This is a genomic window from Paenibacillus doosanensis (assembly GCF_025060755.1).
Taxonomy (GTDB): domain Bacteria; phylum Bacillota; class Bacilli; order Paenibacillales; family NBRC-103111; genus Paenibacillus_S; species Paenibacillus_S doosanensis.
The window spans coordinates 23,182-47,162 of record NZ_JANYUY010000058.1 but is presented as its reverse complement, the minus strand read 5'-3'; the positions used below and the strand labels follow the sequence as shown (position 1 = coordinate 47,162).

Genomic DNA, 23,981 nt, shown 5'->3' with positions numbered 1-23,981 from the left:
CAAACGAGTCATCCAGGGAGAATTATCTTGATTCTCCCTTTTTCTTAGTCACGAGTGGACAGCTTGTCCGTCACCATCAGGACAACTTATGCCGTCAACTGATGGACATTATGCATTAGCAGTAACAGTAACCGCTAAGAAAGCCTCTCAGATCTCCCCGCCTTGAGCAGGAACTTATAAGTAATCACCCAATATCTCTGCATACAAGCCGCGGTTCCCGGTAAAAATCGAGTCGCCTTCAAATGTTCGTACGGGACTGCCTCCCATAGACGTTGTCACGGCCTTCACTTCATCCAGGATGACCAGACCAGCCGCTTAATCCCACGGAGAAAGGCGTAAGCAAATAAAACCGTCAAGCCGGCCGCAGGCAACGGCAGCCGTTTCCAGAGCAGCCGATCCAATAATTCTCGTGCCCCGTAAATCCCGAATTAAAGAGTGGAACTTCGTGTAATCGCAATATTCGTTCGGAATGAGCCAGAGGCTGTTGATCCCGATCAGCGAATGCTTGACTGACGTATCCTCAAGCGGCTTCAGCTCAGCATCGTTTAAATAAGCGCCTTGTCCCTTAAGGGCATGGAACAGCTCGTCTTTGATCGGATCGTAGATTACGCCTATGACAGGCTGCCCTTTTTCATAGACGGCTACCGACACCGCGAAATTTTCCTTTTGGTGAACGAAGCTTGTCGTTCCATCGATAGGGTCGATTAATCACACGATCTCGTCAGCGGGATGATACGGCGATTCGGCTAACATGCCTTCTTCGCCGATGATGCGGTGATGAGGATACGTTTCTTTTATGTTGCGGATAAAAAATTGTTCGATTTCCCGATCTTTCTCCGTCACCAGATCGGCTTCCGACGTTTTATAATCCACATGCAGCTGCTGTCCCAGGCTGTCGCGCAAATTCCTGCCCGCTTCGAGCGTCCATTCCTTGGCGCTTTCGTACACTGCCTTAAAGTGATCCATACTGAAGCCCCCCGTTTAAAAATACTTATCGATTTCGATCTTCTCAAGGCTGCTGTACACGACATCGGCGCAGGTCAAATTTCGTTCCTCTCCTATTCCGATAGCCAGCATTCCGGCTGATTTGGCCGCTTCCAGCCCCGCCGCGGAATCTTCAAACACGATGCATACGTTATAAGGCAGGTTGAGTCCGTCCGCTCCAAGCATAAATACTTCGGGGTCAGGCTTGGCCTTCGATACGCTGTTGCCGTCGATAACGACGTCAAAATAGGAGGAAATTCCGGTCCGATCCAGGATCATCGGCGCATTTTTGCTTGCTGAGCCAAGAGCAATTTTAATCCCCTTCTGTTTCAATTCGCGCAGCAGCTCCAGGGCCCCTGCGAGCAGCTGCGAAGGGTCCATTTTGCTAATATAAGCGGTATACCTCGCATTTTTCTCGGTGGCCATCTCTTCTTTCTCGGACACAGTGAAGCGGTCTTTCATTTGCCCTACTTCCAGCAAAATATCCAGGGAATCCATCCTCGATACGCCCTTAAGTCTTTCGTTGTGCTCCTCCGTAAAGGTAAAGCCCAATTGATCGGCCAGCTCTTTCCATGCCAAGTAGTGATATTTGGCCGTATCGACCAAAACACCGTCCAAATCAAAGATCGCACATTGATATTTCATCCTTTATTGCCTCCATTACTTCAATTCAACCAGAAGCCGGTCCTTCAGCAAGCGGTTCTCGCCGTAAATATAAATTTCTTTTTCCGCGCCCTGCAACAAGATCACCTCAAACGCTTCCCGCTTGACATTGACTTGAATAAGACTATTTTCATAACGTATTTTAAAGTCGTAGCTTTCCCAGGCTTCAGGCAATACCGGTGCAAGGAATAGCCCCTTCTCCTTCACGCGCAAGCCGCCGAATCCATAGACGATCGACATGAAAGTACCGCCCAGATTAGCCGCGTGTATGCCGTCCTTAGTATTTTTATGCGTATTGAAAAGATCCAGCTTGGACGATTCTCCGAAATATTCGTACGCCTTGTCGCGAAGCCCCAGTTTGGAGGCCATGATGCTGAAAATACAAGTAGAAAGCGAAGAATCATGCGTGGTCACTTTCTCGTGGTAATCGAAGGAATTGCGGATCGTGCTTAGCTCCTGAGCATCCTCCAGTATAAAACGCGCGAGCACCGTATCCGGCTGCTTGCACACCTGATGCCGGGGCAGCCTCGCCGCAAATGCATAAGAACGGGAATTGACTCAAAGAATGCTATTGACAGGTATTATTTGGAAGTGATATGCTGATCCAAATTCAAATACGTTAAGCGCAATGATTGGGAGTACTAAGGAAACCTATTGTTCAGAGAACTGTCGTTTCGGTGCGAGACAGCCAATAGCTTCCCCAACTCACCCATGAGCGGTAAGGCTGAATCCAGTGGGCCTTAACGGTTAACCTCCGTAATCAGGTTCTAAGACGGTTCGTTTCTGTACTGAAGACGACGAATCAAGAAGAGTGGTACCGCGAAGGAAAACCTATCGCCTCTTTGCAGGCAATAGGCTTTTTTTATTTCATTTTGGACAAAAAATTATACTAAGGCAGGTGTTATCGGATGGAAAACGTAATCGATTACTATTCCCGTTTTGACGAGTGGGGCCGGCTGGATAGGGAACCGCTGGAGTTCATCATTAACTGGCATTACATGAAACAATATTTACCTCCCCATGGTCATGTACTGGATAATGGAGCAGGACCGGGCAAATATTCAATGGAATTGGCAAAACTGGGATTTCACGTGACTCTTTCTGATTTAACGCCTAGACTGGTTGAAATGGCCAAGGAAAAAGCAGCCGAACTGGACTTGACGGAACGCTTCAACGGCTTTCATACATTAAATGCTGTGCGTTTGGAGGGATTGCCCGCCGAGGCGTTCGATGCTTCTTTGATGCTAGGCCCTCTTTACCATTTGCAAAAAGAAGAAGAACGGATCAATGCAGTAAAAGAATTGTTCCGCGTTACCAAAAAGGGAGGTATCATTTTTGCCTCCTTCCAAAGCAGGATGAGAATGACCGTTACTTCTCTGCAATACCCGCGGCATTGGAAGCCCAATGACACTATGGATTCGATTAAAGCGTTCCGCGATACTGGGGTTTTTAACCATGTAGATCAGGGGCGGTTTACAGGAGCCTATTACTTCAATATCCATGATATTAAGCCTTTTATGGAATGTAACGGATTTGAAACGGTGGATTTGATCGGTTCTTCTAGCATCGGCGGGTTGATAAGTCATGAACAGAGGCAGTATTGGGAAGAAAAAGGTGAATCTCAGCAGATGACGAGCTTGCTTATTGAACTCGCTAAGGACCCTTCCGTCTTGGGGATATCCTCTCACTTGTTGTATATCGGCAGAAGGAAATAAGCGAACTAAGTTTAACATTGAGCAAACACCATCCTACGGACACATATATGTTCATAGTCGATGTCTACTCATCGCATCTAGAGTCGGTCATTTTGCTGGCTCGAAAATGAGATGTAAAAGGTCTACATAACAGTATTATTGTGTACGTGAAATAAACAAGGAATATCATCCAATATGCAACATATCATTGCTCGAGTATAGCATGATTTAACCAGAATCAAATTTATATAACGTCGCAGGAAAAGCACTGTTGTATGTCGAATCTATGTTTTAATATTAGGGACACAGCATTTTCATAAAATTGTAATTTATTGAACATAAGACAACAGAATTAACTAAGAAAATCTCCTGCAGATTCCAGCTAAAAGCAAATTATCTCGTGATGTTCATTTCTTGAAACGCAGGTTGACTCTCGTTATGTTTGATATAGGCTTATGGTCTGTCATAATTATGTCTTAAGTAGAAGTTCGTCACTCTTACTTTAGCAGAAATCAGAGGTAGTTCTTTCTAATTTTTATCAAAGCCAACCGATAATCTAATCTTAGGTAGGATACGTTTTGGAGGAACAATGAAAATTGCACACAATTTATCTACGCTAAATACATTAAATAGATTAAATAAGAACATCAAAACTACTGGAAATACATTAAAAAAGCTATCTTCTGGATTGCGTATTAATATGGCGTCGGATGATGCAGCAGGGTTAGCTATTTCCGAAAAATTGAGGGCACAAATAAGAGGATTGAGTCAAGCAAGTCGTAATGTACAGGATGGCATCTCTTTAATTCAAACGACTGATAGTGCATTAGGAACTATTCAAGATCCTGCCCTAATCAGATTAAAAGAACTTGCTGTACTGGCTGCCAACGGTACTCTTACTGATTCTGATAGAGGTATGATTCAAGATGAAGTAGAGATGATCAAAGAGGGAATAAATACTATTGCAAACAATACTCATTTTAATGGGATACATCTTTTAAATGTTTCAAGAAGTCCATTTGATTCGCTTAGTAATACAATCTATACAGGAACAAACGTCAGTTCCCTTCCCAGTTCATGTTTAATTGGAAATAGCTCTAATATTCATGAGGCAGCAGGGATAGAAATAACTGCTGGTGTAAACGATGGGCTGACTGTAAAGGTTGACGGTAATTCCTACTCAATTACTATTGCTGCCGGGATCTATAACGGCTCAACTACTGCTCTATACAATGATATAAATTCCAAACTGTTGGCAGCAGGTGCACAACTAGAATTAACTGATGTGTACGGCTCCTGGGATGACACTCATATGAGAACATTGCTATCAAGTACAGTTGCCGGAAATCATACAATCGAAGTCGAAGGAACTGCTTTTAATGAGATATTTGCACAAGAAGAAGGCTATAAATTTGGGGATCATTACGAAGTTTGGGGAAGGGAAGCAGACTTTTCTGTAGGGTATACTGTTATATCGGGTGATAATGATACGCTCAACTTAAAAGACATGGGGATAGACAAGACAATCGTCCTTTCCGCAGGCTCTTATAGCAGAGATGATCTAATCACTGAGTTAAATAAACAGTTAACAAACGTAGGAGCTAATATTACTGCTTCGATCTCATCTACTTCAATAGGCGTAAATACTAGCCCGAATATCGGGAATAAGCACTATATTTTAACTCTTAAACATAATCTCAGTTCCGACAAAAATGCTATTCAATTGGTTTCCGGGAATGCGCTAAACCCATTATTCTTGCGATCCGCTAATAAAGGTGATACTTGGGCTCCCCTTACCAAAAGCTATCTTAAAACGAATGTTGATATCACAAATGGATTAACAATAGATGAAAGGTCCAATATTTGGGAGTTCACTGTTGATGGTTCATTAAAAAAAACGGTCACTATAACAGCTGGTTCATATACATCCACTACTTTTATTAATGCCCTAAATAAGGAGTTGAATACTGTCAATGCAGGCATCAAAGCAGTTAATGATCAAGGTATGCTAAGATTTGAAAGAGAGATGAATGGTAATAGCTATACTATAACAAATCTAAATATTTATGGTGATATAAAAAGCGGAGCTTCGTTAAATTTACAAGTCGGTGCTAATTCGGGCGATACTTTTGAATTTGACTTAACAGATGTTAGAACAGCTGCTCTTGGTATCGATAATATTGATCTTTCAACACGTCAAGATGCTGAATCGACGTTTGTGAAAATTGATCGGGCTTTAAAAACCGTTTCTCAAGAACGTTCAAGATTTGGAGCATATCAAAACCGTCTGGAACATATACAAAATAATCTCTTGAATTATGAAAGCAATTTGGCATCAGCTGAATCTCGTATCAGAGATGTTGATATGGCAAGAGAGATGATAGAATTCTCGAAAAATAATATCCTCTCACAGGCTGCTGAAGCAATGCTGGCACAAGCGAATCTGGAACCCCAAACTGTACTGCAATTGATTAAATCAAATTAATTAACGAAATTCTTTCAGAAATATCGTATATTGGCTGAACGCCGATTATCCAACTAGCGAATTATGTGGTAATCAAAGATCCTATCTATGAAAACGACAAGCTTCGTTCATTAAAGGGCCTCAAAACCTGTATGGGATTGAGGTGTCTCCGATGCTGATTTCTAATATCACCAATAATTATGCACGTCATGAAAGAATGCCATAACCGCCATCTACATCCGGCCGCCTATGGTGTTTCTGGATGTCATTCATTTCAAGATCGAGCAAGATGGAGCTGATTATCAAACAAAACCGTACGTAGAATCAGTCGCTCTTCTTAAAGAAGAACGGCTGGTTTTACATAATCGTGTTTCATTGGTTCAAGTAAATGCAAGGAAAGCAACTCCCCTTTCCCTGCCATGTGCGAGGAGTTCACAAATAATCGATCAATATCTCCGCGTGCAAGCTGCGGTTTCCGGACGTAAGCAAATAAACCGTGAAGCCTATCGCAGGCAACGCCAGCCGCCTTCAAAGCAGCCGATCCTAATCACGATTATTGGTAATAAGCTGTACGCAAGTCTTCAGTTTTTATAGCCGCGCAGGGCATAAAGGTAGTACCACAAATCTCATTGATTTATAAGGAACGTAGCGACGAGCGGTCATCTGCAAGTAAGAGTACCTGGGGTATCCGAGGCACGACTGTCTCGTTGTCCTAAATCGAGCTATACGTTCCACAAAAACCAATCCTAGCTCCTCGTTCGTCAAAGACGGAGTTCGGATTCTAAGCCATTTCCCAAAAGTTATTTTCCGGATCGGCAAAATAGGCGATTTCTCCCACCCAGAAGGCGTCGCCAGGTTCCTGGAGTATTTGAGCGCCTGTGAGCCCTATTGTTTCAATGGTGGAATCTACTTGTTCGGGCGTATCTACATTGATAGCAAAGGTGACTCCGCAAAATGTATCGGTTTCCAAAAGTATTTCAACACCTGCATCCTTAGCAAGCTCCTTCAATCGGAAACACAGTGAGAATGACGCCTACGGTATTGAAGATGGCATAAGTACCGGAACTCGTTTTCCCCTCTGTCCGTCCCAGTTGCCGATAAAAGCTTCTAAGCTTCGGTAAATTCCATGCTCCTAGAGTTAACAGGCTTACTCTTTGCGGTACCATATGTAATCCTATCGATTGTTAATATTTATATTATTGCACATTATTATCAAAGTATGCTTCAATTGGTACGCCGTCCGTCTGTCCCCCGCCGCGTATAAATAGATGAGAAAAAAGCAGCCCATCCTTGGTCGAGGATAGGCTGCTGCTTCATTTACGATTATTCTTCCCCGCTTCCCTGTCTTCCCGCATAATGAGGCTCGCCCGGATCGAGATCGATGACGACGCGCCGCGGGGCAGCCAGAGCATATTGATGCTCGCAGCGCCAGCGCATATCCTCGGTAAAGCCGATCGTCTCCCCATCGCTGATCACATCGCCTTGGTTAAACAAGTAATACCCGATATCCGTCAAAACCCCGGCCACTTCGTTCGGTGCAAGGTCGTAGAAATGGCACTGGACGTCCGGAATGCCGAGAGCGGCCAGCCCGATCGTATCCATCAAGCCTTCATGGCGGTCGCTTCCCGTTCCTTTTACATTGTAGAAGCGAACGTTCATGGCTCCATACAAGCCGGCTCCCTGTTCAATAGCGGCTAGGTATGCCCCGGGCTCAACCAGCTTATCGCTTTCACGGAAATAGAGCGCATCGCACGGAGCGGTCTCCAATACGGCCCGCAGCGCGCCGGTAAACAGCTCCAGCCTCGATTTCGGCTCGAGTCCGGATGCCATCATATCGATGAGCAGCAGCGAGTGGCGGCATTCCTGCAGCGTCTGCTCCGCTTCCCCCCAATGCCAGGCTTGCTGAATGGCCGTCGCATATTCCGAAACCGGGCGATGCTCCGTATCCGTCAAACTGGTTTGGGCAGGCATGTCCCCTTCCTGGTAATGACATTGTAGTTTAGATGAAAGAAATGCAGCAAATCCTTGCCCGCTTCTTCATTCGCTTCCCATACGGCGAGCTTCGCTTCAGACTCCTGTCTCCCCGGCTGCTCCAGTTTGCCTGTGTAACGTTCCATGTTCGCATACAGCAGCTTCCGATCCAGCCGAGGCCGCTCCTTAAATTTCAGTTCAACCGAATAAACCCTTGCAAACCCGAACTCTTTTTCCTCGTCAAGCAGTTCCTGCGTATCCAGCGCTCTCTCCTCCATTCATGCGTTTTCTTTTGTCAGCTTGAATATAACGAACAATAGGTACGGTCAAAACGTCCGGCCAGCAAGTCCTCCTTGCGGATAAAAAAATGAAGCACGCCGGCGTCCCACCAGCAAAATCCGATCTCGTTATCCGACTCGACTTCAAGAAGCATTAAAGTATCCTCGATTTCCCGCTTCGCTCGGTGCTCGTCCCCGCCCAGCTGAGCGGTGATTCGCTCAAGCGCCCGCGCTTTGCTGTAATCGTAATGCTGGCCTGTCAGCAGCATGAGGGCCGCTTGATATTCGCTGTCGTCATGCTGTCCGTCCGGATAACCGAATAACCGGGCGACATCCCCGCTTCGGCTTTCCGTAATTGCCCAGCCCAGCTCTTCGTAATCCCCGTAATCCGCCGTTTCGCTTTCGACCTGCTCGTAATCGACATAAGCGTAATTGGGCGGCTCCAGCGTAGCTCTCGGCTCCAGCCTGTACCCGGAGTAAGTCTCCTCAAGCGCAGTCGTCTCCGGAGAGCGGCGGCAGGCAGCCGAAGCCAGCTCTTCTCCCGCGGAAAAGAGCACGCGATGCTCAATGTCATACGCCGGCTCGTCCACGCCCACGAAAAAATACAGCATCCCGCTTGCCGGCAGCAGCGAGGCTTCATCGGCCTTCGCGAGCTCCTGCAAATTCAGCTGCGCTATAAAAGTCATCGGTACGCCGTCTTTGGTCAGCGGCCACTCCGCCTCGGGAGGAAGATCGGGATCTCCCCCGATCCTTGAAGCGCATAGCTGCGCCTCGCCGGCCCGTCCGGCTTTGGAGCAGCGGATTCCTTGCCGCGTGTGCTCCAGCAAGTACGGCAAAGCATGCTCGAATTGATGCTCCCGGATCAGCTGCTCCAAGCGATGACGTTGATGTTCGTTCAAATTCATCCTGCTCCCCCTAACGGCTATGAAAGTTCTCCACATATCGGACAATACGTTTATCATACTATGCGCTTTCGCGGCGCTTCCATAGTATCATGTGCCTATAGCTTTTATAGGATAAATATACTAATTCAGCTCAAAATAGTAAGGAATGTCACTAAAGCGCCCGGTTGTACCGGAATTAACGGCAGTAAGAAATTGAGGCTCTGCCACCGAATACCGAGCATCGTTTACCCAACGTTGAACGCTGTTGAAATAGGTCGATTTTACATATTGGCGATTTCGTTATACTATATTTAGGGATAAAAATGCGGGCGGAGCCGTTGGCTCATTTTTGCAAGACATTGGGATATACTAACTTTCATGATGATGTAACCCGTCACTCCTATGAGGATGGGGCTTTTACCTGCTCAGAAAGGATGAGAAAATTTTGGACAAGCATCTGAGCGCAAAAGATCAGAAAATGCTGTTGAATGCTTTGGGAAAATTGAAAGAAACACAGGAAATCGCGGAAGCCAAGGAAGAAGAAAAGCGCTGGAGCCCCATTGAGGTTCCGCTTCGTTTGGCCGACCATCTGGCGACGCTGACCAAGGCGGATCTTACCGCCATTCGGGTCAATCTGGACATTAAAGGCGCCAGCTCGCTGAAGAAACAGGATTTGTGCGACAAGCTGTCCGAGCAGATTCCGGCTCTGCTGCCAAATCTGCTTGCTGCATGGGACGAGACGCGTCATCAAGTGATGCAGTATCTTGCCGCCAATGATGGCCGCGCTTACCTGCCGCTTGGAACGAAACAGCTTCAATATTTCAAGGAACGGGGTCTTATTTTCACGGGAACCTGGAACGGAGAAAAGACGCTGGTCATGCCGCAGGAAGTGCTGGAGGCGTATCGCGCGCTCGAGCTTTCCTCTTACCGGGAGGCCAGCCGCAGAAATACGGAATGGATCAAGCTGACTCAGGGTCTGCTGTTTTACTACGGTACGCTGGATCTCGGCAGCTTGGAGAAGCTGCTTGAGGAGCATACCGGAGAGTCGCCGCGGCTGAAGGAATATTTGGACGTTATTTTCGATTCGATCTCATTTTATGAAGAAATCAAGCAAGGAGCCGAAGGCTTCTCCAATATTCGCGTCTTCGATCCGGCCAAGGTGAAGGAAGAGCACGCTCTTCGCAGCGAGGTGCCCTTCCGTCCGTTCACCAAAGACGAGCTGATCGCCGCAGGCGAGCCCAACTTTGTCGATGCCAATCCCAGCTATCAAGCGTTCGTAGAACTAATCGACCGCTGTTACTCGATGTCGCGGGAGGAAGCCGCGCACTTGATCGACGAATGCGTCTATGCAATCCGGATCGGCCAAACGCCGAACCAGCTGTTTAACTTTTTGCAGCACCAGCTGGAAATAAAGGACCTGGAAATGGTCAAAGCGATTATGGACCATATCGTCAGACTGCACAATCACACGAGACAATGGGCGCTTAAAGGGTATTATCCGACGGAGCTGTCCGCTCAGCAGAGAGTTCCCGCAGCTAGCGGCCCGGCCGGCAAAGCGGATGTGATCAGCTTCGCAACCCGCAAAAAAGTCGGCCGCAACGATCCTTGTCCGTGCGGCAGCGGCAAAAAACACAAAAAATGCTGCGGAAGCTAGCCGCATGCTTATTTATCCTCTCGGCTCGAAAACCCGTCATTCGGCGGGTTTTCGCCTTTTATCCCCCGAATGCTTCAATTCGAACTCATCCAGCTTCCTGCCGTCGATATCATAGGCTCGGTACGTCAGCGTATCGCCTTGAATGCGGATGCCGGCGAACATTTGCCTTTCATTCTGAAAATGAACCTGATGATAGAAGCGGTCCTCCTTTTTCTTATTCAATTTGGGCCCGGCCGTATTCGGCACGACATAGACCGTCCCTTCGCCCGGCTGAACAATGGCGTCGCCCTTCAATGGGTAAGAACGGGAATATTCATGATTATGTCCCTGCAGCACGAGATCGACCCCGAATTCGTCAAAAACAGGCACCCAGCGCTTCACAATCGCTTCATCCTGATTGCCGCCGTAAGGACCGCGGTGCAAAGCGACGATAAGCCATTCCTTGTTAGTCCCCCGCAAATCGGCGCGCAGCCATTCGGCCTGCGCCTTCACATTCGACTCCGTGTTCATGACGGCGATATGAACAGGCCCGTAATCGAACGAATACGTCGTGCCTGGAATCGAGCCTTCGGCGCCGTTGTCCGGCACGTTAAAATGCTGCACGAACGCATCCGCATTCTTATCGATTTCATCATGATTGCCCGTTACCGGCATTAGCGGGATACGGTCAAGCCATGCTTGCGCCTTGCCGAAGAAGGCATCCCATGCCCCCGCATCCTCGGGCTGCTCCGTCAAATCCCCGTTATGGACGATAAAACGGGCATCGCCAAATAATTCGAACGCTTTGTCCAGCGTCTGTCCCCAAACGGCGAAATCTTCCTCCGTCTCTCCCTGTGAGTCGGCCACATCGAGGAATGTCACTTCATCGGCATCGGCCGGCGCCGTCCGGAACACAGCCGGATCGCTCCAGCCTCCCGCTTCTCCGCTGCCCACGCGATACGTATATTCCGTATCCGGTTCAAGTCCGGTGATATTCGCTTTGTGCACGCCTTGCTTCTCTCCGCTCCCGTTTCGGACCGTGTCCGTCGTGCCTTTAACCGCAGTAACATCGGCCTTGCCACCCTTCACCCATTGGACGACGGACGCAGCCTGACTGTCCTTGGTTTGCCAAGTGATCGCGCGGCTCGTTGCCGCATCGGTTTTGAACGTTGTGACGATCGCTTTCGGCTCCAGCGGAGAACCGGCCGCCGCTCCCTGGCTTCCTCCTCTCGCTTTCCACAGCTCCAACCCTCCGAACACGGCTACGCATACGATCAGCAGCCCCCACAGCAGGCAGCTTTTTTTATCCGGCATATCTCGTACCTCCTTGCCCTCCATCCTGCCCTTTTCCGTTGTTAACCAGCTTAGCCATTCGGCTTGTAAAAGTCAAAATTCAGCGGGCGGCTCGTCCGCTTACGGCGCTTGCAAACTTTCAGCGCTCATTCAGTGTCCGCTAAGGGAACGTTTAGGTACGTATTGTAAAGTAATTGTAAAGATCGATCAAGCAACAAGAAAGCGAGGTGCTCCCTATGATACCGAATTTAAAATTCAGACATGAGTTGAAATATTACGTTAATTATCACCAATACAATGTGCTGCGGCTGCGGTTCAGACATCTGCTGAAGCAGGACAAACATAGCGGTGAAACCGGCGAATACCATATTCGCAGCTTGTATTTCGACGATATCGACAACAAAGCGCTCCACGAGAAGCTAGGCGGCGTCCGGGACCGCGAGAAATACCGGATACGGATTTACAATTTTTCCGACAAAATCATTCACATGGAGAAGAAGATCAAATTCAACGATTACATCTCCAAGCTGAAGGAGCCTCTGACCCGGGAAATGGCCGATGCGATTGTGGCGGGCCGTTACGAGCCGCTGAACCTTCCGGAGAAGCCTCTCCTGCACGAAGTGTACCGGGAAATGAAACAGAAGCTGCTGCGTCCCAAAGTGATCGTCGATTATGTACGGGAAGCGTACGTAGCCGAGTCGGGCAATGTCAGACTCACCTTCGACAAGCAGCTCAAGACGGGGCTTCATTCCGTCGATCTGTTTAATCCCGAGCTCGCGACGGTCAACGCCTTTGATCAGCCGATCATCGTATTCGAGGTCAAGTATGACGAATATTTGCCCGAGTACATTCGCACCGCGATCCAAAATGAAGGCTTGATCCGGCAGTCCAATTCCAAATACGTCATCTGCCGTAAATTTTTAAAATCCAACTCCTGGGAGGACCAATAATATGGATCAATCCACTGCAAATGCAACCGCTACTACGTTTTCCGACATTATTAAAAAATCGGTGCTCAGCAATTTTACGTCCGATATCAGCACAGCCAAAATTTTGCTCACCCTGGCCATCGCCTTTTTGATCGGATTGTTCATCTATACGCTGTATAAGCGCGTGTTCAGCGGGGTGCTGTACTCCAAAAGCTTCAACGTTTCCTTAATCGGGATGACGCTCATTACCGCGCTCGTCATTATCGCCATTAATTCCAATCTCGTATTATCGCTCGGGATGGTCGGCGCGCTCAGTATCGTCCGTTTCCGGACTCCGATTAAAGACCCTACCGATTTGATCTTCCTGTTCTGGGCGGCCGTAGCCGGTATCGTAACGGGAGCCGGATTTTACTCCTTGGCCGTTATCGGGTCCGTCGTCGTCGGTTTGGTACTGTTTATTTTCATCAAGCAAGCTTCTTTCGAAACGCCGTACCTTCTTGTCGTCAACTGCGCTTCCGATGAATCGGAGAAGGCGATCCACGAGAAGCTCGGCAGCTTGGTCAAACGGTTTAATGTGAAGCAAAAAACGATTACGAGCGACAACATCGAAATGACGGTCGAAGTCCGACTGAACGAGAACGAGCCGCGATTCGTCAACGAAATTAAAGCATTGGACGGCGTGCGCAATGCCGTGCTGATCAGCTATAGCGGCGATTACGTATCCCAGTAACAGGTGGTGGCGAAGATGAAATTGAAACCGAAATCGAGATGGCCCCTTATAGCCTGCCTGTGCGCAGCTTTGCTGACCGCCGGGATCTCCGGCTCAATCGTCGCCCAAACTTCGGGGAGCTCGGCCAGCAAGGCCGGCTCCTCCAGCGCTTCGGCGCAGACGGCTGCTCTGGACAGCGAAGTTTTTCCCAAGGACAAGGTCGTCGATGTCAAAATAACAATCAACGAGGACGACTTCCAAAATATGCTGGATAATGCGTCCGCGGAAGAAATGAAGACGGCTTCCGTCGATTATAACGGCGAGCATTTCGATAATGTCGGCATACGGACCAAAGGCAATCTTACCTTAAGAAGCGTAGTCAATATGGACGATTCCGACCGCTACAGCTTCAAGCTCTCTTTCGATGAATATGTGTCCAGCCAAACGCTCCGCGGCATCAGCAAAATTAACCTGAACAACAATTACAGCGACGCGTCGTATATGAGGGAGTTTCTGACCTATGAGCTCGCCGAGGAAATGGGCCTGCCTACGCCTAAATATTCGTTTGTCAATGTGTATGTGAACGGCAAGCTGTGGGGATTTTATTTGGCCGTCGAGCAAATCGGCGACGCTTATCTCGAACGCAATTTCGGCAATTCGTACGGGGCGCTGTACAAAGGGGAAAACGGCAACGGCAGCGATCTGAAGTGGATCGACGACAGCCTCTCTTCCTACTCCGGTCTCGTACAGAAGTCCAAGTCTTCGAATAAAAAGGTGCTGATCGATATGCTCGACGAGCTGAATAACGGCACCGATTACGCCAAAGTGCTCAATGTCGAGGAAGCTTTGAAATATATTGCGCTCAATGTCGTGACGGTGAATACGGACAGCTACTTGGGCGGGAATAAACAAAATTATTATTTGTACGAAAACAACGGCATCTTCTCCGTGCTGCCTTGGGACTATAATATGGCCTTCGGCGGATTAGGCAGATCCTCTCTTCTGATCGACGAACCGACGCAGGGAGCGGTGGCCGAACGGCCGCTGATCGCCAAACTGCTCGCTGTCGACGAGTATAAGCAGATGTATCACGATATCATCCAAAAGGCCGTACAAGGCTATCTCGCCCCGGATACGTTCAAAGCGAGAGTTCAGCAGGTCGATGCGATGATCTCCGCCTACGTCAAGCAGGACCCAAGCTCCTTCTACACTTATGAACAGTACGAGAGCGGTGTTGAGCAATTGATTTCAACCAATACGAGTCAAGTGGACAATATATCGCAGCAGCTTGCCGGAACGATCGCCTCTTCGAACGACGGCAACGGCAGCGGCGGAGGCTTCGGGGGCGGAGGACCGGGCGGCCAAGGCGGTATGAACGGTCAGATGCCGGAAGGCGCGGGCTTCCCGGCCGAAGGCGGCAAAGGCAATACCGTTGCGGCCATGGCCTTCAACGGGCCGGACAACGCCCAGGGAGGCCAGCAGGGCCCCCAAGCCCAAGGCAATGCTCAGGGCAATCAAGAGAGCCCTCAAGCCCAAGGCAACGCTCAGGGCAATCAGCAGCAGGGGCAGGGCAACGGCCAAGGCTGGCAAAACCGTCAAGGCGGACCGGGCGGCGGTCAAGGAGGCGGAGGCTTCGGCGGACCGCCAGGAGGTCAAGGACCCGGCCAAGGGCCGAACAGCGCCGCTACGCAAGGCAATACGAGCGAGGCTGTCGCTACAGGCGTTTCGATCATCGTGCTCGGTCTGGCCTGCTTGTTCGTCACGCTGTATAAGCGCAAACGCATCTGAGAAACGAATGGTCACCCGCTCCACTTGCCGATAAACAGGAACAAATCCCCCAAAAGTGACGTGATGCTCTGAAGCTTATTCCGTCCGCATCCAGCCTAGGCTGGATCGGCGTCTAACCCTTCCTCCGGGATCGTTCTATGGTAGACTTTCCTTTCGGGGGAGACCCCCGATATCCACAGGATATTGCTGCGCATCATTTCCTAAACAGCAAAAAAAGCTTATCCTTAGCCGCTCAAGGCTTTGGATAAGCTTTTTTTTTACTCCATTTCAGCGCAGCAAAGAAGCGGCGCTTTCCCGTTTACCAGAAACCGCCGTAAAAGCCGCCGCCGTACGGGCCAAAACCGCCATAGCCGTAACCGCCGTATGGATACCCGCCGTATAAGCCTGCATATGGAGCCGTTCCGATAGCAAGCAGGTCGAACAGCACCAACGGAGCCAAAGCCGACGTTTTTACTTGCTTGCCCTTTTGCGGAGCCAGAATCAACTTGTTGCCGCTAATACGGACAAGCTTGCCGCTGACTTGGGTGCCGTCTTTCTTAAGGGCATAAACGGTTTTGCCGATTAACTTCTGAACATCCTGTTTGCGAACCGCTTTTTGCACGTATGTCCACCTCCATCAATCTCCCTAATGCCTTTGGCATTACGCAATATTGTACGGAGATGAACGAAGGATTGCTTGTTCGGATGCCCCTATTCTCTTAAAGATAGGATAGCGGCCCGGGGGCTTGCGCTTGCGCGTTCTACTTGCGCAGACGCCCGAGTTCCGTCGTAATGGCTTCAATCTCGCTGATGCTGAAATTAGCCTTGCCGGACACCATTTCATAAATATCTCTCAAATCCTCGTACTGCTCATCATTCATCGCCGTTGCCTTCAATGCGGCTCCCGAAGCCATACGAAGCTTCTTTTTTATTTCCTCAATCATAAAATCGGCATTCTCCAACGTATTCGCCGTCAAATCCATTCGCTTTCTCATCCTTTCTACTGCCCGGGCTAGTGCAGCATATACTGATCTAACCCATTGTACCATGTTTTGTAGAGACGCGCGCGCTGTCGTATAATACCAGCATGAAAGATACTTAATCGAAAAGGAGGCGCTTGCATGATTCACACACTTACATTGCAAACGAACCGGCGCGACGAAATGACCGATATAACCGGTCTGATAGGAGAGCTCGTGAAGGAACAACAAACCGAGGAAGGGATGGCGGTCATTTATTGTCCGCATACTACCGCAGGCATTGCCATTAATGAAAACGCCGATCCCGACGTCAAACGCGACGTGCTGATGCGATTAGATGAAGTATATCCGTGGGAGCATCCCAAGTACAGACATGCCGAGGGAAACACAGCCGCGCATTTGAAGGCTATGACCGTGGGCACCTCGCAAACGGTGTTCATTGAGAACGGCCGGCTTGTGCTGGGCCGCTGGCAGGGCATCTACTTCTGCGAATTCGACGGTCCCCGCCGGCGCACGGTGCTGGTCAAACTGTTGCGTGGGTAAGCTGAGGCGCCGGCTGCAGAGCTTGGCATAAGTATTTGACATGCTGGTCGGCCAGCTTCTTCACATCTTCATAAGATTGACGATAGCGGATATTATAAGAAATAAAGCCGTGCATGGACATGAACAAGCTCCAAGGAATGCTGTACATTTTGTGTTCATTGCCCGGCTGTCTGGCGATAACCGCCCGGACGACCGTAGCGAACAGTTCAAGACATTGCGCCTGCTCGGTTCTTGCATAAATTTGCAAATCCGAGTCGTTGATCATAAACATAATCTCATAATGATAAGGGTTCTCCAGACCGAACCGGATAAATTCGAGCATCAGCTTCTCCAGTTGGCCGATGTCGCCCATACGTGTACGGGTGAGCATCTCCTTCTGTCGTTGTAGAAGCATATGGAAATCCTGGTTGACGAGCGCATAGAAAAGTTCGGCTTTTTCTTTAAAATGATAGTATAACGCGCCGTGACTGTACCCCATCGCTTTGGCGATGCTGCGCATCGTTAAAGCATGATACCCGTGTTCGGCGAAAAGCTGCCTCGCTTCCTCCAGTATCCGTTCGCGGCTCAGCTCCTGCGCCACTGCTTTTCTGGCCAACGCGATTCAACTCGCTTTCCTATTTAAATATCTTTCTTACTTCAATAGTTTATCACTTTATTGCTGCAAAGCAAGAGAAAATATGAATTTAATCTTATTGGAATAATATGACAATGGATTTATTTTGTCAGACCGCCCTGGCGACATATATTAGCGCAAAAAAACAGCCATGCCTTTTAAAAGGATGGCGAAAAACGCTGAATGCGCATGCGAAAGCATCTTCCGATCGCTCTTGTCCCCGGATTTCTTGAATGGTTAACCCGTGATACGGTTGAAATCCGCGGACAAAGGCGAACGCTTACGCTGTTCCCGCTTTCTATCGACTATTCGGCCACTTGTTCACCACGCTTCTACTAAAAGCTTGGCTGCTTCGTATGTTCGATATACCGGGACTCTCCGGGAATGATGACGGCCTGCCCCTGAGTTATATCCGTCATCCAGGCGATGAACCGCTCCGCTTCTCCGTCCAGCGGCAGACAAGTCAGCGTCACCTTATCGGTGAACATTGTCTCTCCCATCAGCATCTCTCGGCCCCGCAGTTCGTTCTCCACTTTACCGTGCCAGGTGTAATCGATCTCGATCAGCACTTCCCGGTGCAGCACCTGGTACACCGGCTCCGCAGCCGCCAATCCGACTACGGCTCCGTCCGTATAAGCCCGGATCAACCCCCCGGCCCCGAGCATAATGCCGCCGAAATACCGGGTGACGACAACCGCTACATTTTTAAGCCCCTGGTTTTTGATAACCTCCAGAATCGGTTTGCCGGCCGTACCGCTCGGCTCCCCGTCATCGGATTGCTTCTGAATTTCGTCCCGCTCCCCGATCATATAAGCGGAACAATTGTGGGTAGCCGACCAATGCTCCTTCTTGATGCTCTCGATAAACTGAACCGCTTCCTCTTCGGTAGCTACGGGCCGCGCATGTCCGATAAACCGCGATTTCTTGATCACAATTTCCGCGACGCCGAATTGTTTCACCGTCTTGTATTGAGCCAGCATGAGCATCCTCCCTTCTGTCCGATTTAGGAAAAAAAGCAGTTCACCCATAACAGGTGGACCGCTTTTTCGTTCACGCTTACTTCTCCAGTCTTGCTTCCAGCTCCGCTTTTTCTTTCTCGTAGCCCGGCTTGCCAAGCAAAGCGAACATGTTCTTCTTGTAAGCCTCGACGCCCGGCTGATCGAACGGATTTACGCCCAGCAGGTAACCGCTGATGCCGCATGCTTTTTCAAAGAAGTACACCATATATCCGAATGTATACGCGCTTGTATCCGGCAGTGTCACGATCAGATTAGGCACCCCTCCGTCCGTATGAGCGAGCATCGTGCCTTCGAACGCCTTCTTGTTCACGAAGTCCATCGTCTTGCCGCTCAAGAAGTTCAGCCCGTCCAAATCGTCGGCATCCGTGCCGATCGTAATATGCTCGGCGACCTCCGTCACTTGAATGACCGTTTCGAACAAGGTGCGGTTGCCTTCCTGAATGAATTGACCCATCGAGTGAAGATCGGTAGAGAAATCGACGGAAGCCGGGTAAATGCCTTTGTTGTCTTTGCCTTCGCTCTCCCCGAACAGCTGTTTCCACCATTCCGAAACGAAATGCAAAGACGGCTCGTAATTGACGAGGATTTCCGTCGTTTTGCCTTTGCGGTACAGAGCGTTGCGGACAGCCGCATATTGGTAGCTCGGATTTTCGGCCAGATTCGGGCTGGAGAACGCCTCTCTGGCATCCGCAGCGCCGCGCATCATCGCTTCGATATCGATGCCGGCCGTAGCGATCGGCAGCAGCCCTACCGCCGTAAGCACGGAATAACGGCCGCCTACGTCGTCCGGAATGACGAAGGACTCGTAGCCTTCTTCTGTCGCCAGCTTCTTCAGAGCGCCTCTGGCTTGGTCGGTCGTCGCATAAATCCGTTTGCGCGCTTCTTCCTTGCCGTATTTTTTCTCCAGCAGCTCGCGGAAAATACGGAAGGCGATCGCCGGCTCCGTCGTTGTCCCCGATTTGGAGATCACATTGACGGAAATGTCCTTGCCTTCCAGCAGCTGCAGCAAATGCGTCACATACGTCGAGCTGATGTTATTGCCGACGAAGTAAACTTCCGGCGTCTTGCGCTTGCCCTTAGGCAGCAAATTGTAGAAGGAATGGGACAGCATCTCGATCGCTGCGCGCGCTCCCAGGTAAGATCCGCCGATCCCGATAACGACCAAAGCGTCGGAATCCGACTGAATCTTCTTAGCCGCTTGTCCGATGCGCTCGAACTCGGCTTTATCGTAATCGACCGGCAGGTCGATCCATCCCAAATAATCGGAACCTGCGCCGGTTTTATTATGTAATTGCTCATGAGCAAGCCGAATCGGCTCGGCAAGATAGTCAACCTCGTGCTGTTGAATGAAAGATAGTGCTTTACTATAATCAAACGATAATTTTGCGCTCATTTTTCATCCTCCTTAGGGTATTTGAACTTTACGAAACTAGAATACTTTACTTCACAGCATAAAAGCAAGTACGTCATTCACACCGTTTTGGCAAAATGCTACAATAAGACAGAGGTGATTGGATGAAAAAGGTAGGATTTATCGGATTAGGGACCATGGGCAAACCTATGGCCGCCAATCTGTTGAACCAAGGATACGATGTCGTTTTATATAATCGAAGCGCGGAAAAAGCCGCCGAGTTGGTTAAGCTGGGCGCCCGGACGGCAGCAACCCCCATGGAGGCGGCCGAAGAAGCCGACGTCGTCATGACGATGCTGAGTAACGATGCCGTCGTCCTGGAGGCCGTGCTCGGCGAGTCCGGCGTCATTCACGGGCTGCGCGCAGGGAAAACCGTCATCGATTGCAGCACGGTATCCCCGGACACCAGCAAACGAATCCATCACGAGCTGCTCGGCCGCGCCGTCGATTTCCTCGACGCTCCCGTTACAGGCAGCAAGCCTGCGGCGGAGAGCGGCACACTGGTGTTTATGGTCGGCGGCGAACAGGCTGCCCTGGAGCGCGAACGCGACATCTTCGAGGCTCTCGGCAGCAAAATCGTCTACATGGGCCCCTCCGGCTCGGGCTCTTACGCCAAGCTCGCCAACAACACGATCGTCGGCATTAATGCGCTGGGCTTGATCGAAGGCTTGTCCATCGCGGCCAAAGCGGGACTCGACGCCGAGCAATTTCTGCAAATCGTGCTGGCGGGCAGCGCGAACAGCAAGCAGGCGGAGCTTAGAGGCGGCCAACTGATCAACCGCGACTTCAGCAGTCAATTCTCACTGCAGCTGATGTTGAAGGATTTGCTTCTCGCCGGCGACGTAACGAACCGGCTCCAAATGCCTTCTCCGATGCTCAAAGCGGCGGCCGGGCTATTCCAGATGGGACTCGGCAAAGGTCTGGGGGAAGCCGATCTGTGCGCCGTAGCGCAGTGCTATGAGGAGTGGATGCATATGCCGATCGGCAAATCCGCCAGCGTCGAGGAGCGCCGGAGGACGGCCCGCCTGCAGCTTCGCGTTCCGATCCATCTCTCCGTGCATCAATGGGAGCAGGAAGGCGCCTTCACAGGCCAGACGATCCCCGGCACGCTGTACGATTTGTCCGGGAACGGACTTCAGCTCATATCCGAATTCCCGCTTGCCGAAGATATGTTCGTCGTCATTCACTTCGCTCAGGAGGCTAAGCTGCCGCCGATTACCGGCAGAGTCATCCGGATCGAAAGCGACAACAGCGGTTCGTTCCGTTACGGCTGCCTGCTGTCGGGTCTGGCTCCCTACGACCGTCTGCAGCTGGAGAACTATATCGCCAGCCATCAACAAGATCAAACCGGCTAGAAGGCGGTGAAACACGCCGACGGCGCATGCGGAACATCGTCTTTCGTTCGTCGTTGTCGCGTAGCCCCTGTAACCTAAAGCTGCCGGTCACTTAAGTCAAATACCCTGCCAAGAAGCATGAATGTGCTTGCCCGGCAGGGTATTTTTCCATCGTTCTTCGTCTGTTTTCTAAGTATCAGGCTCGGATTACTCTGCAATGTAGGAGCAGCAGTAGTCGGTAGGTGTTTTCACCTGCAGCTTGAACTTCGATTTCGCGGGAACGGTAAATTCGCCTGTGCCGTTAATATGAATCCACTCGCTGGAATCGGGAAGCAGCACGTCCAGCTCTCCAGCCTGGATTTCCATAATTTCCTTCGCATCCGTTCCGAATTCATATTCTCCCGGAAGCATAACGCCCAGCGTTTTCTTGGTGCCGTCCGCGAAAATGACGGTGCGGCTGGTTACTTTGCCGTCGAAATAAAAGTTCGCTTTTTTCAATACGGTTACTTGCTCGAATTGGGACATCGCGCTCTGTTCTCCTTTGGAATAGAGGCCGAACCGTCAAGCGGCCCGGCCTTCTTAAGATCATTTATTTCAGCAGCTGCTTCACGCGGGCAACTACATTTTCTACCGTAAAGCCGTACTCTTTAATGACAACCGGACCCGGAGCGGATGCGCCGAAGCGATCGATGCCGAGCACGCTGCCTTGTTCGCCGACATAACGTTCCCAGCCGAAGGAATGACCCATTTCCACGGCAAGACGCGCTTTAACGTCAGGGAGGATAACGGAATCTTTGTACTCCTGCGATTGCTTGTCGAACAGCTCCCAGCTAGGCATGCTGATGACGCGAACTTGTACGCCTTCTTCCGCCAATTGCTTTTGCGCCGCAACCGCCAGCTGTACTTCCGTACCAGTCGCGATGATTTGCGCCTGCGCTTTGCCGCTTGGAGCATCGGACAGAACATAAGCGCCGCGCGCGAGGCTTGCTTTCGCCTGCTCTGTGCCTTCCAGCTTAGGAGCCGCTTGACGCGAGAAGATCAAGGCGACAGGGCCCTTCTTGTTCTCCGCCGCATAGCGCCAAGCCGCAGCCGTTTCGTCGCCGTCCGCAGGACGGATGACCGTTACGCCCGGAATGACTCGCAGGGCGGCCAATTGCTCGATCGGCTCATGCGTAGGACCGTCTTCGCCGACGCCGATGCTGTCGTGCGTAAAGACATAGATCGCAGGCACGCCCATGATCGAAGCCAGACGAATCGCCGGACGCAAGTAGTCGGAGAAGACGAAGAACGTGCCGCCGAATACTTTCAGACCGCCGTGCAGCAGCATCCCGTTGACGGCAGCGCCCATACCGAATTCGCGCACGCCGAAATAGATGTTTTGACCGCTGTAATCTTTGGCCGTCATCACGCCGAGATCCTTCATATGCGTCATCGTGGAGGACTCGAGGTCAGCCGAGCCGCCTACGAGCGAAGGCACGTTTTTGGCAATGGCGTTCAGCACGATGCCGGATGCCGTACGGGTTCCTTTTTCCGCAGGGGCCGCTTCCGGAATATCTTTATCCCAGCCTTCGGGCAAATCGCCGTTAACGGCCGTTTCGAACTGCTTCGCAAGCTCGGGATATGCCTTCGCATACTCGGCGAACATTTGCTGCCAAGCCGCGTTAGCCTCGATGCCTTTTTGCTTCACAGCAGCGAAGTGAGCGCGCACTTCTTCAGGCACATAGAAATGCTGATCTTCAGGCCAGCCGTAAGCTTTCTTGGTCAAAGCCACTTCGTCCGTGCCGAGCGGAGATCCGTGAGGACCGGCATGTCCGCCTTTGCCCGCTTTGTTCGGGCTGCCGAAGCCGATAATCGTCTTCACTTCGATCAGCGTCGGACGATCGTCGTTCTTCGCTTCGGCAATCGCGCTCTCGATAGCGTTCAGATCGTTGCCGTCCTCAACGCGCAGCACTTGCCAGCCGTAGCCTTCGAACCGGCGAACAGCCGACTCGGAGAAGGACAGGTTGAGCTCGCCGTCCAGGGAAATGTCGTTGGAATCGTACAATACGACCAGCTTACCGAGCTTCATGTGGCCCGCCAGCGATGCCGCCTCGGAGGAAATTCCCTCCATCAGGTCGCCGTCGCCGCAAATCACGTACGTATAGTGGTCGATAACGTTAAATTGATCTTTATTGTAAACGGAAGCCAAATGCGCTTCCGCCATAGCCATACCGACGCCCATACCGAAGCCTTGTCCCAGAGGACCTGTCGTAGCGTCTACGCCGGCCGTATGGCCCACTTCCGGATGGCCCGGCGTTTTGCTTCCCCACATACGGAATTGCTTGAGCTCCTCCATAGGAAGATCGTATCCGCTCAAGTGAAGCAGGCTGTACAGCAGCATCGAGCCGTGGCCTGCGGAAAGCACGAAGCGGTCGCGGTTAATCCAAGTCGGATTATCCGGATTATGGTTCATCGTTTTGGCGAACAGCTCGTAACCCATCGGCGCAGCGCCCATCGGCATACCCGGATGACCCGATTTCGCCTTCTCGATGGCATCAATGGACAAAGTGCGAATCGTGTCGATGGACAATTGCTCGATCGCTTTATTCAATACTGTCATGAAAAACCCTCCTATAATGTTAGTGAAGCTGCATCTCCCGCCCACGCGGCCTAAAGCCTATAAAATGCGGGAATAAACGGCGTTGTTAACGTGTGCATAACCATTGGCACATAAACTCACTTGCACCATTTTACCATTGTCCGTTTCAGTTTGCCAACCTAAACCTAACGGAAGATTAAAAAAAACGTTTGGAAATGACAAGCAGCCTCGAAG

General features: G+C 50.4%; 21 protein-coding genes, 2 pseudogenes and 1 other annotated feature. Of the genes and pseudogenes, 8 read left to right on the top strand and 15 right to left on the bottom strand.

The annotated features are described in order from the left end of the window. Positions 1-315: 315 nt before the first annotated feature. The 3 genes and pseudogenes from N0M98_RS28625 to N0M98_RS28615 all read right to left on the bottom strand — a co-directional run. Positions 316-966 (bottom strand): annotated as a pseudogene (locus N0M98_RS28625) (inositol monophosphatase family protein). 15 nt (positions 967-981) lie between these two features. After that, the gene (pgmB, locus tag N0M98_RS28620; RefSeq protein ID WP_259619886.1) at positions 982-1,629 is read right to left on the bottom strand and encodes a beta-phosphoglucomutase; all 648 of its coding nucleotides are present in this window, start codon (positions 1,627-1,629) and stop codon (positions 982-984) included. Positions 1,630-1,644: 15 nt separating this feature from the next. Beyond that, a pseudogene (locus tag N0M98_RS28615) lies at positions 1,645-2,166 on the bottom strand (glycosyl hydrolase family 65 domain-containing protein); the annotation flags it as partial. Positions 2,167-2,266: 100 nt separating this feature from the next. After that, positions 2,267-2,492, top strand: a binding site (T-box leader). 63 nt (positions 2,493-2,555) lie between these two features. Between N0M98_RS28615 and N0M98_RS28610 the strand changes: the two are divergent. Both N0M98_RS28610 and N0M98_RS33800 read left to right on the top strand, forming a co-directional pair. Next, positions 2,556-3,362 (top strand): class I SAM-dependent methyltransferase, encoded by an 807-nt coding sequence (locus tag N0M98_RS28610; protein WP_259619885.1) that lies wholly within the window; start codon positions 2,556-2,558, stop codon positions 3,360-3,362. 568 nt (positions 3,363-3,930) lie between these two features. Then, entirely contained in the window at positions 3,931-5,826 is a 1,896-nt protein-coding gene (locus N0M98_RS33800; protein ID WP_310944673.1) for a flagellin N-terminal helical domain-containing protein, read from the top strand. 760 nt (positions 5,827-6,586) lie between these two features. Here N0M98_RS33800 and N0M98_RS28595 read toward each other — a convergent pair. The 4 genes from N0M98_RS28595 to N0M98_RS28585 form a co-directional block, all read right to left on the bottom strand. After that, a complete protein-coding gene (locus N0M98_RS28595; protein ID WP_259619884.1) occupies positions 6,587-6,775 on the bottom strand; it encodes a VOC family protein in 189 nt (62 codons plus the stop codon). A 353-nt stretch (positions 6,776-7,128) separates the two neighbouring features. After that, the gene (locus tag N0M98_RS28590; protein WP_310944672.1) at positions 7,129-7,776 is read right to left on the bottom strand and encodes a DUF4261 domain-containing protein; all 648 of its coding nucleotides are present in this window, start codon (positions 7,774-7,776) and stop codon (positions 7,129-7,131) included. After that, on the bottom strand, positions 7,755-8,054 hold the full coding sequence (locus tag N0M98_RS33795) for a hypothetical protein (protein WP_310944671.1): 300 nt from the start codon (positions 8,052-8,054) through the stop codon (positions 7,755-7,757). The genes N0M98_RS28590 and N0M98_RS33795 overlap by 22 nt, the downstream gene beginning before the upstream one ends. A gap of 17 nt (positions 8,055-8,071) precedes the next feature. Further along, complete coding sequence (locus tag N0M98_RS28585; protein ID WP_259619883.1) at positions 8,072-8,959, bottom strand: YwqG family protein; 888 nt, start codon at positions 8,957-8,959, stop codon at positions 8,072-8,074. 424 nt (positions 8,960-9,383) lie between these two features. Here N0M98_RS28585 and N0M98_RS28580 point away from each other — a divergent pair, with 424 nt between their 5' ends. Further along, a complete protein-coding gene (locus N0M98_RS28580; RefSeq protein ID WP_259619882.1) occupies positions 9,384-10,592 on the top strand; it encodes a YecA family protein in 1,209 nt (402 codons plus the stop codon). Positions 10,593-10,628: 36 nt separating this feature from the next. Here the strand turns inward: N0M98_RS28580 and N0M98_RS28575 are convergent, their stop codons facing one another. Beyond that, entirely contained in the window at positions 10,629-11,885 is a 1,257-nt protein-coding gene (locus N0M98_RS28575; RefSeq protein WP_259619881.1) for a purple acid phosphatase family protein, read from the bottom strand. Between the two features lie 215 nt (positions 11,886-12,100). Between N0M98_RS28575 and N0M98_RS28570 the strand changes: the two genes are divergently transcribed. The 3 genes from N0M98_RS28570 to N0M98_RS28560 are packed head-to-tail and all read left to right on the top strand — an operon-like array spanning position 12,101 to position 15,290. Next, complete coding sequence (locus N0M98_RS28570; protein WP_259619880.1) at positions 12,101-12,814, top strand: polyphosphate polymerase domain-containing protein; 714 nt, start codon at positions 12,101-12,103, stop codon at positions 12,812-12,814. A gap of 1 nt (position 12,815) precedes the next feature. Further along, a complete protein-coding gene (locus N0M98_RS28565) occupies positions 12,816-13,523 on the top strand; it encodes a DUF4956 domain-containing protein (protein ID WP_259619879.1) in 708 nt (235 codons plus the stop codon). Positions 13,524-13,538: 15 nt separating this feature from the next. Beyond that, positions 13,539-15,290 (top strand): CotH kinase family protein, encoded by a 1,752-nt coding sequence (locus tag N0M98_RS28560; RefSeq protein ID WP_259619878.1) that lies wholly within the window; start codon positions 13,539-13,541, stop codon positions 15,288-15,290. 298 nt (positions 15,291-15,588) lie between these two features. Here the strand turns inward: N0M98_RS28560 and N0M98_RS28555 are convergent, their stop codons facing one another. Both N0M98_RS28555 and N0M98_RS28550 read right to left on the bottom strand, forming a co-directional pair. Then, the gene (locus tag N0M98_RS28555; RefSeq protein WP_249865886.1) at positions 15,589-15,891 is read right to left on the bottom strand and encodes a hypothetical protein; all 303 of its coding nucleotides are present in this window, start codon (positions 15,889-15,891) and stop codon (positions 15,589-15,591) included. Between the two features lie 139 nt (positions 15,892-16,030). Next, on the bottom strand, positions 16,031-16,252 hold the full coding sequence (locus tag N0M98_RS28550; protein ID WP_249865887.1) for a DUF1128 domain-containing protein: 222 nt from the start codon (positions 16,250-16,252) through the stop codon (positions 16,031-16,033). Between the two features lie 138 nt (positions 16,253-16,390). On the opposite strand from N0M98_RS28550, the gene N0M98_RS28545 reads away from it, so the two are divergent. Continuing rightward, positions 16,391-16,792: a secondary thiamine-phosphate synthase enzyme YjbQ gene (locus tag N0M98_RS28545; RefSeq protein WP_259619877.1), complete on the top strand. Its 402-nt coding sequence runs from the start codon at positions 16,391-16,393 to the stop codon at positions 16,790-16,792. Here N0M98_RS28545 and N0M98_RS28540 read toward each other — a convergent pair. The 3 genes from N0M98_RS28540 to N0M98_RS28530 form a co-directional block, all read right to left on the bottom strand. Continuing rightward, on the bottom strand, positions 16,773-17,387 hold the full coding sequence (locus N0M98_RS28540) for a TetR/AcrR family transcriptional regulator (RefSeq protein WP_249865889.1): 615 nt from the start codon (positions 17,385-17,387) through the stop codon (positions 16,773-16,775). The genes N0M98_RS28545 and N0M98_RS28540 overlap by 20 nt on opposite strands. Before the next feature lie 353 nt (positions 17,388-17,740). Further along, a complete protein-coding gene (locus N0M98_RS28535) occupies positions 17,741-18,385 on the bottom strand; it encodes a YigZ family protein (protein WP_259619876.1) in 645 nt (214 codons plus the stop codon). A 76-nt stretch (positions 18,386-18,461) separates the two neighbouring features. After that, on the bottom strand, positions 18,462-19,817 hold the full coding sequence (locus tag N0M98_RS28530) for a glucose-6-phosphate isomerase (protein ID WP_259619875.1): 1,356 nt from the start codon (positions 19,815-19,817) through the stop codon (positions 18,462-18,464). 122 nt (positions 19,818-19,939) lie between these two features. Here N0M98_RS28530 and N0M98_RS28525 point away from each other — a divergent pair, with 122 nt between their 5' ends. After that, positions 19,940-21,190 carry an NAD(P)-binding domain-containing protein gene (locus N0M98_RS28525; RefSeq protein WP_310944670.1) on the top strand — a complete coding sequence of 417 codons (1,251 nt, stop codon included), beginning with the start codon at positions 19,940-19,942 and terminating at the stop codon, positions 21,188-21,190. 186 nt (positions 21,191-21,376) lie between these two features. On the opposite strand, the gene ppnP is transcribed toward N0M98_RS28525, so the two are convergent. Beyond that, entirely contained in the window at positions 21,377-21,694 is a 318-nt protein-coding gene (gene ppnP, locus N0M98_RS28515; RefSeq protein ID WP_249865892.1) for a pyrimidine/purine nucleoside phosphorylase, read from the bottom strand. A 64-nt stretch (positions 21,695-21,758) separates the two neighbouring features. Continuing rightward, a complete protein-coding gene (gene tkt / locus N0M98_RS28510) occupies positions 21,759-23,768 on the bottom strand; it encodes a transketolase (protein ID WP_249865893.1) in 2,010 nt (669 codons plus the stop codon). Between the last annotated feature and the right edge of the window lie 213 nt (positions 23,769-23,981).

Excerpts from the sequence above, each read along its gene's own strand:
- pgmB (WP_259619886.1), bottom strand. The coding sequence starts at position 1,629 with ATGAAATATCAATGTGCGATCTTTGATTTGGACGGTGTTTTGGTCGAT.
- N0M98_RS28610 (WP_259619885.1), top strand. The coding sequence starts at position 2,556 with ATGGAAAACGTAATCGATTACTATTCCCGTTTTGACGAGTGGGGCCGG.
- N0M98_RS33800 (WP_310944673.1), top strand. The coding sequence starts at position 3,931 with ATGAAAATTGCACACAATTTATCTACGCTAAATACATTAAATAGATTA.
- N0M98_RS28590 (WP_310944672.1), bottom strand. The coding sequence starts at position 7,776 with ATGCCTGCCCAAACCAGTTTGACGGATACGGAGCATCGCCCGGTTTCG.
- N0M98_RS33795 (WP_310944671.1), bottom strand. The coding sequence starts at position 8,054 with ATGGAGGAGAGAGCGCTGGATACGCAGGAACTGCTTGACGAGGAAAAA.
- N0M98_RS28585 (WP_259619883.1), bottom strand. The coding sequence starts at position 8,959 with ATGAATTTGAACGAACATCAACGTCATCGCTTGGAGCAGCTGATCCGG.
- N0M98_RS28575 (WP_259619881.1), bottom strand. The coding sequence starts at position 11,885 with ATGCCGGATAAAAAAAGCTGCCTGCTGTGGGGGCTGCTGATCGTATGC.
- N0M98_RS28570 (WP_259619880.1), top strand. The coding sequence starts at position 12,101 with ATGATACCGAATTTAAAATTCAGACATGAGTTGAAATATTACGTTAAT.
- N0M98_RS28565 (WP_259619879.1), top strand. The coding sequence starts at position 12,816 with ATGGATCAATCCACTGCAAATGCAACCGCTACTACGTTTTCCGACATT.
- N0M98_RS28560 (WP_259619878.1), top strand. The coding sequence starts at position 13,539 with ATGAAATTGAAACCGAAATCGAGATGGCCCCTTATAGCCTGCCTGTGC.
- N0M98_RS28550 (WP_249865887.1), bottom strand. The coding sequence starts at position 16,252 with ATGGATTTGACGGCGAATACGTTGGAGAATGCCGATTTTATGATTGAG.
- N0M98_RS28545 (WP_259619877.1), top strand. The coding sequence starts at position 16,391 with ATGATTCACACACTTACATTGCAAACGAACCGGCGCGACGAAATGACC.
- N0M98_RS28535 (WP_259619876.1), bottom strand. The coding sequence starts at position 18,385 with ATGCTGGCTCAATACAAGACGGTGAAACAATTCGGCGTCGCGGAAATT.
- N0M98_RS28530 (WP_259619875.1), bottom strand. The coding sequence starts at position 19,817 with ATGAGCGCAAAATTATCGTTTGATTATAGTAAAGCACTATCTTTCATT.
- N0M98_RS28525 (WP_310944670.1), top strand. The coding sequence starts at position 19,940 with ATGAAAAAGGTAGGATTTATCGGATTAGGGACCATGGGCAAACCTATG.
- ppnP (WP_249865892.1), bottom strand. The coding sequence starts at position 21,694 with ATGTCCCAATTCGAGCAAGTAACCGTATTGAAAAAAGCGAACTTTTAT.
- tkt (WP_249865893.1), bottom strand. The coding sequence starts at position 23,768 with ATGACAGTATTGAATAAAGCGATCGAGCAATTGTCCATCGACACGATT.